The following is a 15,685-nucleotide window of genomic DNA, read 5'->3' as shown; positions in this document are numbered from 1 at the left end:
CCTCCCGTCTTAGTTCATAGTAGCCAGGGTATCTCCGTTCTCTACGGAAGCACCTTCTGTTGTATCAATGCTTGCAACTGTACCGTCCTGAGGTGCAACTACAGGAATTTCCATTTTCATGGACTCCAGGATCACGATGCTGTCGCCTGCTTTTACTGCCTGTCCAGCAGATGCAACGATCTTAAGAACTTTTCCCGGTACAGATGCTGTCACTTTTACAGCGCCTGCACCAGCTGCAGGAGCTGCTGCTTTCGGAGCGGGTGCCGGTGCAGCCTTAGGTGCAGCAGCACTTCCAGTTTCCTCTACAGTTACTTCATATGCAGTTCCGTTTACAGTAATTGTATAACTTTTCATTTTATAATCCTCCTAATTGTCAATTATCTTCTTGGGCGGTTGATTTTGCGGATAGAACGCACGACAAATCCGTCTGTTGTGGTTCCCTCTGCGGCCGCGATCGCTGCTGCGATAACTGCGATCAGTTCTGTATCATCAGCTGCCTGCACTGTTTCCTGAACCGGAACAGCGGCAGGTGCCGGTACCGGAGCTTCTTCTTTTTTCTCTTTTTTTGCAGCTGCCGGTGAACCCGGAATAAATTTGAAAAGAGAAATAATAAAGATCAGAAGAACCAGGATCACAAATACGATTCCAAGTCCCATAACTGTATTCAATCCGGCATTTTTCATGGTTGTGGATAACGGGTACTGAACGTCTACAGAAGCAGAAACAGGTGTCAGCACACCTTCCACGTCCTCAAATACATATACAAATTTTGCATCCAGCTTTTCAAAATCCACCGGAACTGTGGCAGTATACTGATGATTGGAAAACTCCACCTCGGCCTTTCCGGCCTCTTTCAGTTCACCTACTTCATCCCTGGCGTCATCCCATGCGGTCATGGCTCCCTCGGTAAATTCGTCACCGGATTCCAGATATGCCTCAATTTCTTCATCACTGAGCGGAATGATCGTCTGAGTCAGTCCCTCTGCAGTCATGGTGATCTGAGTCATGATTTCCTCGTCGATCTCACTGCCAGCCATTACAACGGAAGCGCCGGAAAACATAAGTGATGCGGCGCACACTGCTGCTGCGCAGACAGAGGATGCTTTTTTTAACATCTGATTCATATGCTCACCTCACTTAGACTGCGCTGTGCTTTTTAGCCGGACGGTCTTCTCTTTTTGTGAACAGCATTTCAAAAGCTCCGATCACATATTTTCTGGTATCAGCCGGAGCGATCACAGTATCTACATAGCCTCTTGCCGCTGCAGATTCCACACCTGACTGAAGGTTTCTGTACTCTGCTGCCTTTTCATTAAGAGAGGCAGCATCTGCGCCCGGATACATGATCTTAGCTGCCAGAGAAGCGTCCATCATACCGATTTCTGCGCTGTCCCATGCATACACAAGATCCGCGCCTACAGATTTGCTGTTCATGGCAACATATGCGGTTCCGTAAGCTTTGCCGATCACTACGTTTACCTTCGGTACAGTTGCATCTGCAAAAGCACGAACCATCTCACCGATGGATGCTGCCATCATTTTTTCGTTGCAGAGAGTTGCCTTAAATCCGGTCACATTGGTAAGTGTCAGAACCGGGATATCAAAAGCGTCGCAGAATTTTACAAAGGCTGCTGCCTTTCTTGCGCCTCTTGCAGAGATGGTGCCGTCAAATTCTTCTGTTTTTTCGCCTTCTTCGTTGTAGATCTCTGTTCTGTTTGCCACAGCACCTACAGTTGCTCCGTTCAGACGAAGGAAGCCTGTAACAACATCTTTTCCGTAATTTTTCTTTGTTTCAAAGAAAAGTCCCTCATCTGCGATTCTGGAAAGTGCAAGGGAAGTATCTCCTGCACATGCAGCCAGATCATCACAGGTACGGTTCAGATCATCTGCACATTCTACAAAAGAATCATTGTCCTCAAAGTTGGAAGGAAGCAGGCTTACAAGCTGACGGATCTGACCAAGGATCTCTTCCTCTGTTCCTGTACCGTCAATAAGACCTGTCTCCTGGCTCTGGAAATCAGCAGATGCTGTATCACATTTGTCCACATGATTGCCTTCCAGCGCATTTGGAGTATTTACAAACATTTTACCTTTTTTTGCTTCCATAAAAGTAAAATCCGTCAGTGCCGGAACAACGGCCATACCGCCTCCGCAGGTGCCGAAAATCGCTGTGATCTGCGGGATCATTCCGGATGCCAGTGTCTGCTTCAGGTAAATGGAACCAAAAGCTTCCAGAGCGTCTGTAGCCTCCTGGAGTCTCAGACCTGCACAGTCAACAAGACCGATTACCGGTGCGCCTGTTTTCATTGCAAGGTCATACAGTGCGGAAATTTTCTTTGCATGCATTTCTCCAACGGTTCCGTTCAGAACAGAAGCGTCCTGGCTGTAAACATAGACAAGATTTCCGTCGATCACACCAGATCCGGTGATCACACCGTCTGAAGGTGCTTTTGTTTCAGTCATGTTAAAATCAGTGGATCTTGCTGTAACACTTTTTCCGATTTCAACAAAACTGTTCGCGTCAAGCAAAGAAGTGATTCTTGTGCCTGCTAAACTTGGTGTTGCGTTACTCATTCTCGTTTGCCCTCCATTTTATAAGAATTTTAAGTATAACCAAAATTTCAGCCGATTATAATTGTAACCTTTTTTTCTAAATTTTTCAATAGGGTAATACGTTTTTGTTAAAATTTTAACCTCTTCTCTCAAAAAAACTCCCGGCCTGTGGTACATGGTGCACCAAAGCCGGGAATTTCCCCTTCAGCAAAATTCCGGATATTCCTATAACTGATATTCAGTGAAAAAAATCATGAAACACCTGGTCCACACACCAGCCATAAGAAACCTTTTCCACATTCCGGTCAGCCAGCACCGGATAAGAAGCCAGTTCCTCTTCTCCCAGGCTGTAAATAAGAGTTCCGATCCTGTTTCCTTTTTTTACCGGCGCCTGAAGCTTTTCCGGCATCTCCAGGCGGCAGCTGATCTTTTCACCTTTTTTCATAAGTATTTTTTTATTCTTTTCTTTTTCGGAAACAGACGGAATCCCGCTTACAACAGCCGTGTCCCCAAAGGTAATGTTTTTTTCCACTCCGTCTTTCACCGGTACTTCCGGAAACTTCAGTTCTTTCCAGAACTTCTCATAATCAAAATTATCTTCCCCGTAATCCAGAAGCTTCAAAGAATCCTTCCACTTATATCCTTTGTTGTTTGGCCAGCCACATCCCAGAAGGGACACCACAAAAGTCTTTTCATCTTTTTCGCAGGCGCACACATAACAATATCCCGCGTCCCCTGTAAATCCTGTTTTTCCGGAAAGAACCCCGTCAGTCATAGTAAGCAGAGCGTTTGTATTGTGAACAGAAAATTCTCTTTTTTCATCGAGATCTGTAAACGAATATTCCCGGGTCTGGGTGATCTTTAAAAAGGTTTCGCTTCTGATGGCATAGCGCATAATCAAAGCCAGATCTCTGGCAGTTGTATGATGCACTCCCTTTTCATCTTCTGCATCCAGACCGTTGGGCGTAATAAAATACGTATCCGTACATCCGATCTCTTTTGCTTTTTCATTCATCATCCCGGCAAAGCCTTCCGTGCTTCCCCCGATATGTTCCGCTATGGCTACCGCTGTATCGTTGTGGCTCATCAGCATAAGAGAATACAGAAGGTCTTCCAGATAATACTGCTCTCCCTCCCTCATGCCAAGCTGTACATCCGGCTGCGCCGCCGCCTTATCTGACACCATAACGTAATCGTCGCCTGCCCCGTTTTCCAGAGCCAGAATACAGGTCATTACTTTTGTGGTACTGGCATTGGGCCTGGGTGTTTCCCCGTCTTTTTCATAAAGAATACGCCCGGACTCTCCATCCATCAGAACAGCTGAAAGAGCGTAAAGGCTGCCCGGAGAATCTGCCGCTTCCTTTTCTGTATTTTCACAGACTGTCTCAGCCGCAACAGCCTGAGAACCAAAAGCAAACTCCCCAAAAAGAAAGACAGATGTCAGCAGAAGTAATGCAGCATGTCTCATATTCATCCCCGCCTTTTTATGCTTATAGGATAAGTTTATGCATACATGTCCGCTTTATTCTGCTTTTCCTCTGTCTCAGCTCCCTGTTTATCCAGCAGGCTGTGTTTTCCCTGCATCTATCCGTTGTAGGTGCGGTTCCATCTCTCTGAAAGCATTCTCTTCTCTCTGGATAAACGGAACAGTTCCTCAATGTACGCAGGCGCTTCCCGTACCGCCTGATCAAAATACTGATGCAGCTCCTTTACAGGAGCTTCTGACCCCGGAACCGGATCCTTTTCCATAAAATATTCAAGGACAGCCGCAGACCGCTTCCGTCCTGCGATCCTTGTGACAATGGCCGCCAAAAGCCTTCGTTTTCCGGAATTATTGTAAACCATTGCATTGGTAAGAAATTTCATCATCTTCAGAGAAAGGAAAATATTCTTTGCTGTAATCTCAGGAAACATGCAGTGTATAACTTTTGCATAATCCATCCTGGGCACAATACAGTCTGACGGATAATAATGATGAGGATTCCTGTTCGTTTCCACCATCAGTGTTCTGTCAAATTCTTTTTCCAGAAGCGTGTGAGAAAGAATCTTCTTTTCAGCCGTTTCATCCACAAAAGGATGACAGGAGCTGTCCAGAAGATAGTGACAGGCAAATCCCAGAAGATAAGCCAGAAGCCTCTCGTCTCCTGTTCTTCTTACAATGCTCATCCCTCTTAAAAAAAACGAAGCTGCAGGTATCTTGTGCATTTCCGTTCCCAGACCGCAGACCTTTTGATTGAACAGGTCATAAAACAGAATATCCGGTCCATGAAGGCCGATCCGAAAAAGATTTCCGTTTTCCCGTATCACTTTTCGAATTTCCTCCGGAAGCTGTCTGTAAACCTTTTTTCCAAATAAATCGTGTGTGTATGTGGTTGGCATTTCATCCTTCCTCCTTATACGTCCAGCTTTAACTGGATTTCCTCTTCTGCTTCCGCCTTGAAATCTTCCAGCTGTACCGGATCCATAACCGGAAGCTCATCAAGAGCCTGCACCCCGAAAGAACGCAGAAATTCTTCTGTTGTACCAAGAAGAATCGGACGTCCCGGCGCGTCCAGCCTTCCAAGCTCTCTGACAAGCTCATATTCCATCAGCTTATTAATGGCATGATCGCATTTCACTCCGCGGATCTTTTCTATTTCCGCCTTTGTCACAGGCTGTTTATAGGCAATGATCGAAAGTGTTTCCAGCATAACATCCGTAAGAACCGGCTTTTGGGGATGCAGGGCGATCTGGATCAGGTTCTCATAATACTCTTTTTTCGTGCACATCTGATAGGACTGTTCCAGCTCTATGATCTGGATCCCCCTGTCCTCCTCCTGATACCGGTCCATCATGTGATGCAGCAGCCTGCGGGTAGTATCCTTGTCCTGCCCTACCGCAGCGGCAATCCGGGAAAGCTCCACAGATTCCCCCATGGCAAAAAGGATGGCCTCAATGGCTGCCTCTGTTCTTTTTATTTCCATATTTCTCCTTATTCCCCTATTCGTCCGCAAATTCTGTCAGGTTCTTCCAGGTATCAGGATCCTCTTTTACCTCCACCTGGATGTCGTCAAACAGCTCTTCCTGTTTTACATGAACGTATCCCATTTTCATCAATTCCAGGATAGACAGAAATGTAACGATCACCTGGATTTTGGAGGTCTGGCCTTGCAGAAGCCCCCGAAAGCTGAAACGTCTGTTTTCTGCCGCATATGCTTTCATTTCCAGCATTTTATCAGAAAGGCTGACCTCTTCTTTTTCAATGGTACCGAATTTACTTCGGATGGGATCGATTTTCGATTCCTGTTTTTTCAGAATGGATTTGTAGATCTGATTCAGCTTTTCCAGCGTCAGAGATGCCAGAAGCGCCTGAGGATCCACCGGTTCTCTGTATTTCATCACTTCATCCGGTATGGTGGGCTTTTTAAAAAACACGCCTGCCGCTCCATCCATTTTGTCCTTCAGTTCATAGGACATATATTTGTACATCTTGTATTCCAGAAGCTTCTGAACAAGCTCCTCTCTGGGATCCTCCTCTTCCCCTTCTTCATTGACCTGACGGGGCAGCAGCATTTTACACTTGATATCCAGAAGCGTAGCTGCCATTACAAGGAATTCGCTCATAGTGCCCAGATCCTCTGTTTCCATTCCATGAATGTACTCCATGTACTGATCCGTGATCTCCACAATAGGAATATCATAAATATCAATTTTATTCTTTTCGATCAGATGAAGAAGAAGATCCAGCGGTCCTTCAAATACATTTATCTTTATGGGTATGGCCATTTCAGCTGTCCCCTCCTGTTTTCTGCGCAGTATTTCCGCCTGGCCCGCCTTCGTCCGGAACAAGCTCTGCAAGGATCAGTTCTCTGGGATTATGAATACGCACAGGAATGGTATGCTCTCCCAGACCGGCGCTGACGATCATATGCTGCTCCTGTCTGTGAAAATCCCCGCAGCAATATAGAGGAAACAAAAGATACTGGGGACAGGTAAGTCCGTGATGTTCATTAAATCTCAAGATTCCCCCGTGATAATGCCCGGAAAAAATAAAGTCTGCTCCCCACTCAAAATATACGTCTCCATATTTCGGATTATGGGCAAGAAGCACAGAAATCCCGTCTCCTGAAGGTTTTCCAACCAATTCTCTCATATCCTGTCTGTCAGGATATGGAGAAAAAGGCTTCCGATAATATTCTTCCGGAAGCTCCAGTCCGTAAAAGGTAAACTCTGTTCCTCTGATATTCATGCACACATGCTCATTATGAAGAAAGCACACGCCGGCATTGGTAAGCACATGCTCATAAGTAAGATATTCTGCGGACGTATCCGGGTTCAGCAGCATTTCATACTCATGGTTTCCAAGAGCATAAAAAACAGGGATTCTGTTTGCCAGTCTGCACAAAAATCCGGTAACTGCCGAAACCGTAGACACATCCGCTCTCACAACCATGTCTCCCACAACAAGCGCTGCATCGGCTCCGCTTTTTTCAATTGCATGAAACAGATCCTGATTCTCATTTCCAAATACAAGCCCGTGAAGATCTGCCAGGACAGCAAAACGTACCGGATGACCGCCTTTCAGCTTTTCTGTTTTTATCTGATAGGTTTTTGTTATGAATGTTTTCATTCTGCTCCTCTGACTGCTTTTATTTTCCGAATCCACAGTTAGGGAAAGTACATACTCTGCAGTTCAGGCAAAGTCCGCCCTCCCCATAGGCTGCAATTTCTTCCCTGCGGACAGAATCGTCTGCCACGATTCTCGGCAGAACCAGATCGAACACAGTTCTTTTTGCATACATCACGCAGCCCGGAAGACCCAGGATCGGGATGGTTTTTTCCCCTTTTCTGTAATAGGCAAGAAGAAGCATGGCTCCCGGAAGAACCGGAGCTCCATAGGTTACGACCTCCGCACCGGTAGCGCGGATGGCTCCCGGAGTTCTGTCATCCGGATCCACGCTCATTCCGCCGCTGCAGATCACCATATCCGCTCCATTTTCAATAAACTTCAGGATATCCCCTGTAATCTGATCCTTTTCATCTCCCGGCGTTGTCTGCCCCATAACCTGGCAGGAATATTCTGCAAGCTTTTCTCTCAGAACAGGAGTAAAGGTATCCTGGATCAGTCCCTTTTTCACTTCACTTCCTGTCGTTACGATCCCCACCTTTTTTTCCCGGAAAGGCAGGATATTAAAAATCGGTTCGCGGCCTGCAGTCTCCCGGGCTCTGTCCATTTTTTCCTTTTCGATCACAAGAGGAATAATTCTTGTTCCTGCGATTTTATCTCCCTTTTTTACCGGAAAATCCCCGTGTCTGGAAGCGATCATCATCTCTCCGAGACTGTTTACGCCAAGAAGAGCAGCTCTGTTGATCTTCAGAAGACCGTCGCAGTCAGCGATCACTTCTATTTTGCCTTCTTTTACCTCTGTTCCGTGCATATGTCTGCCGGCGCAGATTTCATACAGAATCTCCGCCCCTTCGTTTTCGTGAAGGATTCCCTCCTGTTTTTCCCATACAAAAAGATGCTCTTTTCCCACTGACAGAAGCGCCGGTATATCCTCTTCTTTTACTACATGGCCCTTTTTAAATAGCACGCCTTTTTTTTCGTCTTTGATAATCTGGGTAATATCATGGCAAAGCACATGCCCTACTGCTTCCTCAGTCCTGATCTCTTTCATTTTATCTTTATTCCTCTCATATTTCTGTTCAGTCTGTAACCTATTTGGAATTTATTATACCCCCCAGCCATCCTTCTTGTCAAAAGAATTGTCAGATGCCGGAAAGTTCTTTCAGGCAAACATCCCAATGCTCACTCCGTTTGCAGTAACCTGGCCAAAATGCATTCCAAAACACCTGGCGGAATAGTACCTGTGAACAGTAACCTTCAGCCACAGTATGATATCCGGTATCTTTTCACAGGCAGAATTCCTCCGCCGTCTGTTTCAGCCGGTCCAGATATCCGGCCTTTTTCACGTTTTCTGCATAGATCACAGGAATCCTTCCAAGCTCTCTGTTCTCCTGATAATAGACAAGCTCTCCTGCTTTTTGTCCCTTTTTTACAGGCGCCTTTACTTCATTTGGAAGAATCAGCTTCTTTTTTATTTTATCAAAAGTTGTTCCGTCTGTACTCAGACAGCGGAAGGTTTTTCCAAAAGTCAGAGTTGTTTTTTCTTTTATGCCTTTTATCACTTTCAGATCTGGAAGCTTCCCCGGATTTTCGTCTGTATAAAGACTGCATTTTGCAAATCCGTAATCAAAAAGCATTGAGGCATCCTTCACTCTTGTCCTGGAATCCGGAGCAGCCATAACTACAGCGATCAGAGTGATCCCTTTTCTTTTTGCCACAGCAGAAACACAGAATTTTGCTTTGCTTGTGCTGCCTGTTTTCAGTCCCACACAGCCTTCATATGTACGGATCAGCCTGTTGGTATTAGACAGCCCGAACTCCTTGGAACCCTGCCTTGTATTGTGTGTGATCGTATCCATCCACACGGAAGAATAGTTCAGGATTTCCGGATACTTACGGATCAGTTCTCTGCTCATCAGCGCAATGTCGTAGGCAGTGGTATAATGATCGTCAGAATCTGTCAGCCCGCAGCAGTCCACAAAATGCGTGTTTTTCATGCCCAGAGCCTGCGCCTTTTTATTCATTGCATTTACAAACTCCGGTTCGCTGCCTGCAATATGTTCTGCCATAGCCACGCTGGCATCATTTCCGGAAGCGATCACAATACATTTGATCATGGTCTCCACCGTCTGGGTTTCTCCTTCCTCCAGAAAAACCTGGGAGCCTCCCATAGATTTGGCATGAGCGCTTGTTATAACCGTGTCATCCAGTTTCAGATTTCCTTTTTCTATTTCTTCAAAAATAAGAAGAAGAGTCATAACCTTTGTAACACTGGCGGGACTTCTTGGAACATCTTTGTCTTTTTCCAGGATCACCGTCCCTGTTTCCGGCTCCATCAGCACATATTCCGGAGCCTCCACAGAAACTGCAGAGGCAGTTTCTTCCGCAGATACCGGCGCTGCCAACGAAAAAAGGATACTTGCGCAAAGTATCCGGGCACAAAAAAGGTTCCTCCGTTTTTTAGTCATAGAAAACCTCCCGTTTGGGTGTTTTATTCTATTCTAAAAGGAGAAACCCGAAAATATGACTGCTTCTTCAAAAATCACAGAAGAGGCGCGAATACACGGAGAATACTCTGAAATCCCCGCACAAATATATTTCTGTTTTTGCAGAATTCAAGACTGATAGGATCACAGTAATGCATGGTTTCCAGAAAATCCTCAAGAATATCCCGGATCACGTCGTTTTTGTAGATCCATACGCCATCTTCAAAATGCAGATAAAGACTTCGGTAATCCAGATTAATGGTTCCCACCACAGCAATTTCATCATCACAGACAAAAGACTTGGCATGAAGGAATCCGGGCTGGTATTCATAAATTTTTACACCGGCTTCTATCAGCTGCGCATAATAAGACTGGGTAAGAAGGAATACCATTTTTTTATCCGGCACTCCCGGAGTCATGATCCGCACATCTACTCCGCTTTTTGCAGCAAGGCAGAGAGCTGTCATCATTTCATTGTCAATGATCAGATAAGGCGTACAGATATACACATAACGCTTTGCCCGGTTGATAATATTCAGATAAACATTTTCTCCCAGTGTCTCCCCGTCAAGAGGAGTATCTGTAAAGGGCTGTACAAATCCGCTTCCCTCAAACTCTTCCGGATGATAGGCGTGGGGTGAATGGGCAGCGTAATCAATAGGTGTCTGAATGCCGTTTACCACATTCCACATATGAAGAAACATCATGGTCATACTCCACACGGCATCGCCTTTCAGCATTACCGCCGTATCCTTCCAGTGGCCGAAGCGTTCCTTCTGGTTAATATATTCATCTGCCAGATTGATTCCTCCTGTAAAGCCTGTCTTTCCGTCAATGACACAGATCTTTCTGTGATCTCTGTTATTCTGGATAATATTTAACACCGGGCGGAAAGGGTTAAATACTTTGCACTGGATTCCTTTTTCCCGCAGGAATTTATCGTATTTGTAGGGCAGCGTAGTAAGACAGCCAAATCCGTCATAGATCAGGCGTACATCCACTCCCTGAGCGGCTTTCTGTTCCAGAATATCCAGAATCGTCCTCCACATAACGCCGTCATTAATAATAAAATATTCAATATAAATATAATGCTCTGCCTGTTCCAGTTCTTTCACCAGCACAGGAAACATGTCATCGCCTACCTGAAAATATTCCGCCTTTGTATGTTCATACACAGGATACACGGAATGACGGCAGATATATTCCGACTGGACTGCCGCAGACGGATCCTCCTCCTGTATTTTCCTGCAGACCCGGGGATCTGACTGAAGATAAGGAATACTGTCCTCCTGGACCCGGGTATAACGTTTCTGCATTTCCTCCGCGATCCTGGAATGTCCGAACAGCAGGTATAAAAGCAGTCCGAAAACAGGAAACGCCATGATCAGCATTGTCCAGCCCAGCTTATAAGAAGGATTGATTCTTTTATTCAGGATCCACAGCACCATCACAATACTAAGTACTGTAATGGCAAGGGAAATATACTGAGAATAACCTGCCAGTTCCCACACAAAAAGAAACACCCATACAAGCTGAAGAAGCAGGGCTACCGCCACATAAAAAATCCTGTTAAATAAAAGCTTTGCCATTTTTTTCAGGGGCATGATAATCAGGTTCATAGCTTCACTTCACTTTTTCTGTAATGTTGTTAATAAAGTAACAATTAGAGTTTTTAAAAATCCCTGACTATACAGCCAGGGATTTTTGCGCACAATTAATTATATTTACGTTTTCTTGCGGCTTCAGATTTTTTCTTACGACGAACGCTTGGTTTCTCGTAATGCTCTCTTTTGCGGATTTCCTGCTGGATACCTGCTTTTGCACAGCTTCTCTTGAATCTGCGAAGAGCGCTATCTAAAGTCTCGTTTTCTTTTACGATAACGTTTGACATAGACTCACACCTAACCTCCCTCCAGTTGTAGATTGTGCTAAAATACAACTGTCTGGGTATTTTTCTTGCACGAGTTATATTATATATCATAGCCTTAAGGTTCGTCAACAGCTTTTGGATATTTTTGCAAAATATTTTGCAATATTTTTGCAGGGATTTACCGCAGAAGCTTAGGCCAGCTGCTGCTCCAGGATTCCGGCAGCTGCGTCAATGGCTTCCTGAGCCTTTTCCGGGTTCTTTCCGCCGGCCTGAGCCATATTCGGACGACCGCCGCCGCCACCGCCTGCGATAGCTGCAACGCCCTTGATCAGATTTCCTGCATGAGCGCCTGCCTTCTGAGCTGCATCTGTAGCCATGGCAAGGAAGTTTACCTTCGCGCCGTTTACTGCCGCCAGGACAACAACACCCTCGCCCAGCTTCTCTTTCAGCTGATCTCCCAGATCACGGAGACCGTTCATGTCAACGCCCTCCACTTTGGCTGCCAGAAGCTTCACGCCTTTTACTTCCGCAACCTGATCCATAACATCGCCAAGTGATCCCTGTGCAAGCTTGCTTTTCAGAGATTCATTTTCACTGTGAAGCACTTTTATGTCCGCCTGCATATGAGTGATCTTTTCTGTCACCTCAGCCGGCTGTGTTTTTAATGCTTTTGCAGCTTCCTTCAGCATATTTTCCTGCTTCTTATAATAATCCACGACCGCATTTCCGGTAAGAGCCTCAATACGGCGCACGCCTGCGGCAACACCTGCCTCAGAAACAATCTTAAAGAGCATGATAGAGGAAGTATTTTTTACATGAGTACCGCCGCAGAGTTCTTTTGAGAAATCTCCCATGGAAACTACACGGACCTTCTGATCGTACTTTTCGCCGAACAGAGCCATAGCTCCTGATTTTTTTGCTTCCTCAATGTCCATGACAGCAGTTTCTACCGGAAGAGCTGCCTGGATCTCCTGATTTACAAGAGCTTCTGTTTTTTCAAGTTCTTCCTCTGTCATTGCCTGGAAATGAGCAAAGTCAAAACGAAGTCTGTCCGGAGTCACAAGAGAACCTTTCTGTTCTACATGAGAGCCCAGTACTGTTTTTAAAGCTTTCTGCAGCAGATGAGTAGCGCTGTGGTTCTTTTCTGTGTCACGGCGTTTGTTTTCTGCAACCTTAAGAGAAACCGTTTCTCCCTGAGAGATCATACCGGATTCCATATATCCTACATGACCGAATTTACCGCCGCGGAGTTGAATGGTATCTTCTACCACAAATTTTCCATTTGCAGTTTCAATCACACCGGTGTCGCCTTCCTGTCCGCCCATAGTAGCATAGAAAGGAGTTTCTTTTACGAAAACAGTACCCCTCTGTCCTTCTACCAGAGAAGCAACCAGCTCGCTTTCTCCGGCAAGAACGGTTACCTCTGACTCATAAGAAAGATGATCATAGCCTGTAAACTCTGTTGTTACAGAAGGATCGATCTCATCATAAACAGTAGCATCTGCCCCCATATAGTTAGTCACTTCGCGGGCAGTACGTGCTTTTACTCTCTGCTCTTCCATGGCAGCCTGGAAGCCTTCCTCATCGATTCCGTATCCCTTTTCCTCAAGGATTTCTTTTGTCAGATCCAGAGGGAATCCATAAGTATCATAAAGCTTAAATGCATTTTCTCCGGAAAGTGTTTTTTCGTCTTTTGCTTTCATCTCCTCTTCCATGTCAGAAAGGATGCGGAGACCCTGGTCAATGGTCTTGTTAAACTGATTTTCTTCATTGGTAAGAACCTTGAAGATAAATTCCTTTTTCTCTTCAAGCTCCGGATATCCGTCTTTAGATCCCTGGATTACTTCTGCACTTAATTTTGCAAGGAAAGTTCCTTCAATTCCCAGAAGGTGTCCGTGACGGGCTGCACGACGGATCAGACGACGAAGCACATAACCGCGTCCTTCATTCGTTGGCATGATGCCGTCAGAAATCATAAATGTAGCAGAACGGATATGGTCTGTGATCAGACGAATGGACACATCAGCCTGATAATTTTTGCCATATTCCTTATCTGCCACCTGACATACCAGATTACGAAGAGAACAGATGGTATCCACATCAAAAATAGAATCCACATCCTGAACAACAACAGCCAGACGCTCCAGACCCATTCCTGTATCAATGTTTTTATTCTGAAGTGTTTCGTAATTGCCATTTCCGTCATTTTCGAACTGTGTAAACACATTATTCCACACTTCCATATAGCGGTCACATTCACATCCTACAGTACAATCCGGTTTACCGCATCCGTATTTTTCGCCGCGGTCATAGTAGATCTCAGAGCATGGACCACATGGGCCTGCACCATGCTCCCAGAAATTGTCTTCTTTGCCAAAGCGGAAAATACGTTCAGCCGGAATACCAACCTCTTTATTCCAGATTTCAAAAGCCTCATCATCCTCCAGATACACAGAAGGATACAGACGTTCCGGATCCAGTCCCACAACTTTTGTCAGGAACTCCCAGGACCAGGCAATGGCTTCATGCTTGAAATAATCTCCAAAAGAAAAGTTTCCAAGCATCTCAAAAAATGTGCCATGACGGGCTGTTTTACCTACGTTTTCAATATCGCCGGTACGAATACATTTCTGACAGGTTGCCACTCTTGTCCTTGGAGGGATCTCTGCTCCTGTAAAGTAAGGCTTCAGAGGAGCCATACCTGCATTGATCAGCAGAAGACTCTTATCTCCCTGTGGTACAAGGGAAAAGCTTTTCATAACAAGATGTCCCTTGCTCCCCATAAAATCCAGGAACATCTGACGAAGTTCGTTTACTCCGTATTTTTTCATGATTGTTTCCTCCTCTATTTTACACACACCTTATGGAATTTCTTTTTACCGCGTTTCAGCACCATGCCTTCTTCGTTGAAATCCTCTTTTTTTACTGTGTGTTTGATATCTGTGATCTTTTCACCGTCAATGGATACTCCACCCTGTTCGATGGCACGACGACCCTCGGAACGGCTTGGCACAAGACCGGTTTTTACCAGCATGGTAATAAGGTCGATGCTGCCTTCCTGGAAATCCTCATCAGTCAACTCTGTAGACGGCATGTTCTCTGTATTGGCGCCGCCTGCAAAAAGTGCTCTGGCGCCTTCCTGGGCTTTCTTTGCCTCTTCCTCGCCGTGTACCAGATTGGTCAGCTCATACGCCAGTACTTCTTTGGCCTTGTTCAGCTGGCTGCCTTCCCATTTTGCCATTTCATCGATTTCTTCCAGAGGCAGAAAAGTAAGAAGACGCATACATTTGATTACATCTGCATCATCCACATTTCTCCAGTACTGGTAAAAATCAAAAGGAGAAGTCTTGTTCGGATCAAGCCATACAGCGCCGGACTGAGTCTTGCCCATTTTTTTGCCCTCTGAATTCAGAAGAAGAGTAATGGTCATAGCATGTGCATCCTTGCCAAGCTTTCTTCTGATCAGTTCTGTTCCGCCAAGCATATTACTCCACTGATCGTCTCCTCCAAACTGCATGTTGCAGCCGTACTTCTGGAACAGCATGTAGAAGTCATAGCTCTGCATGATCATGTAGTTAAACTCCAGGAAGCTTAGGCCTCTTTCCATACGCTGCTTATAGCACTCTGCCGTAAGCATACGGTTTACGGAAAAATGAGCTCCCACTTCACGGAGAAGTTCCACGTAGTTCAGATCCATCAGCCAGTCTGCATTATTGACCATAAGAGCTTTTCCATCAGAAAAATCAATAAAACGCTCCATCTGTTTTTTGAAGCAGTCGATATTATGCTGAATTGTTTCCTTTGTCATCATCTGACGCATATCGGTTCTTCCGGAGGGATCACCGATCATTCCGGTTCCGCCGCCAAGAAGTGCGATGGGACGGTTTCCTGCCATCTGAAGACGCTTCATCAGGCAAAGCGCCATAAAGTGTCCTACATGAAGGCTGTCTGCAGTGGGGTCAAAGCCAATATAAAAAGTGGCTTTTCCATTATTTACCATTTCTTTGATCTCATCTTCGTTTGTTACCTGGGCAATCAGTCCTCTTGCCTGCAGTTCTTCCCAAACTGTCATATTTCTTTTCCTCCTGTTATAAATCACGACCACCGGCTTAGCCGGTGGTTTGCTTTGACCCTATAAGGGTCTATTACCGGCACTGGAGTCTAAAGACT

14 protein-coding genes are annotated in these 15,685 nt (G+C 45.4%); all 14 read right to left on the bottom strand.

Features of this window, described 5'->3' with window-relative positions; all coding sequences use genetic code 11:
* Nucleotides 1-9: 9 nt before the first annotated feature.
* The gene (locus tag NSA57_RS13060) at nt 10-354 is read right to left on the bottom strand and encodes a biotin/lipoyl-binding carrier protein (protein WP_257465056.1); all 345 of its coding nucleotides are present in this window, start codon (nt 352-354) and stop codon (nt 10-12) included.
* 23 nt (nt 355-377) lie between these two features.
* Nucleotides 378-1,124 carry an OadG family protein gene (locus tag NSA57_RS13055; RefSeq protein ID WP_257465055.1) on the bottom strand — a complete coding sequence of 249 codons (747 nt, stop codon included), beginning with the start codon at nt 1,122-1,124 and terminating at the stop codon, nt 378-380.
* 13 nt (nt 1,125-1,137) lie between these two features.
* A complete protein-coding gene (locus tag NSA57_RS13050) occupies nt 1,138-2,574 on the bottom strand; it encodes an acyl-CoA carboxylase subunit beta (RefSeq protein WP_147599035.1) in 1,437 nt (478 codons plus the stop codon).
* A 217-nt stretch (nt 2,575-2,791) separates the two neighbouring features.
* Entirely contained in the window at nt 2,792-4,021 is a 1,230-nt protein-coding gene (locus tag NSA57_RS13045; protein WP_147599036.1) for a D-alanyl-D-alanine carboxypeptidase family protein, read from the bottom strand.
* Between the two features lie 116 nt (nt 4,022-4,137).
* Nucleotides 4,138-4,932 (bottom strand): zinc dependent phospholipase C family protein, encoded by a 795-nt coding sequence (locus NSA57_RS13040; protein ID WP_257465054.1) that lies wholly within the window; start codon nt 4,930-4,932, stop codon nt 4,138-4,140.
* Between the two features lie 14 nt (nt 4,933-4,946).
* Nucleotides 4,947-5,516 carry an SMC-Scp complex subunit ScpB gene (scpB, locus tag NSA57_RS13035; protein ID WP_022067377.1) on the bottom strand — a complete coding sequence of 190 codons (570 nt, stop codon included), beginning with the start codon at nt 5,514-5,516 and terminating at the stop codon, nt 4,947-4,949.
* Nucleotides 5,517-5,532: 16 nt separating this feature from the next.
* Nucleotides 5,533-6,318: a segregation and condensation protein A gene (locus tag NSA57_RS13030; protein WP_257465053.1), complete on the bottom strand. Its 786-nt coding sequence runs from the start codon at nt 6,316-6,318 to the stop codon at nt 5,533-5,535.
* 1 nt (nt 6,319) lies between these two features.
* Nucleotides 6,320-7,162, bottom strand: coding sequence for a metallophosphoesterase (locus NSA57_RS13025; RefSeq protein WP_257465052.1), 843 nt, complete (start codon nt 7,160-7,162; stop codon nt 6,320-6,322).
* A 19-nt stretch (nt 7,163-7,181) separates the two neighbouring features.
* A complete protein-coding gene (locus NSA57_RS13020) occupies nt 7,182-8,210 on the bottom strand; it encodes a molybdopterin-binding protein (protein WP_257465051.1) in 1,029 nt (342 codons plus the stop codon).
* 235 nt (nt 8,211-8,445) lie between these two features.
* Entirely contained in the window at nt 8,446-9,627 is a 1,182-nt protein-coding gene (locus NSA57_RS13015) for a D-alanyl-D-alanine carboxypeptidase family protein (RefSeq protein ID WP_257465050.1), read from the bottom strand.
* 74 nt (nt 9,628-9,701) lie between these two features.
* Entirely contained in the window at nt 9,702-11,264 is a 1,563-nt protein-coding gene (gene cls, locus NSA57_RS13010; protein WP_257465049.1) for a cardiolipin synthase, read from the bottom strand.
* Between the two features lie 95 nt (nt 11,265-11,359).
* A complete protein-coding gene (gene rpsU, locus NSA57_RS13005; RefSeq protein WP_004222305.1) occupies nt 11,360-11,536 on the bottom strand; it encodes a 30S ribosomal protein S21 in 177 nt (58 codons plus the stop codon).
* 170 nt (nt 11,537-11,706) lie between these two features.
* Nucleotides 11,707-14,346, bottom strand: coding sequence for an alanine--tRNA ligase (alaS, locus tag NSA57_RS13000; RefSeq protein WP_257465048.1), 2,640 nt, complete (start codon nt 14,344-14,346; stop codon nt 11,707-11,709).
* A 14-nt stretch (nt 14,347-14,360) separates the two neighbouring features.
* On the bottom strand, nt 14,361-15,587 hold the full coding sequence (gene tyrS, locus NSA57_RS12995; protein ID WP_173752095.1) for a tyrosine--tRNA ligase: 1,227 nt from the start codon (nt 15,585-15,587) through the stop codon (nt 14,361-14,363).
* Between the last annotated feature and the right edge of the window lie 98 nt (nt 15,588-15,685).

It is taken from the genome of Blautia caecimuris (assembly GCF_024622975.1).
In the GTDB taxonomy this organism is placed as follows: Bacteria; Bacillota; Clostridia; order Lachnospirales; family Lachnospiraceae; genus Blautia_A; species Blautia_A caecimuris.
This window is presented reverse-complemented; position numbering and strand designations above follow the sequence as displayed.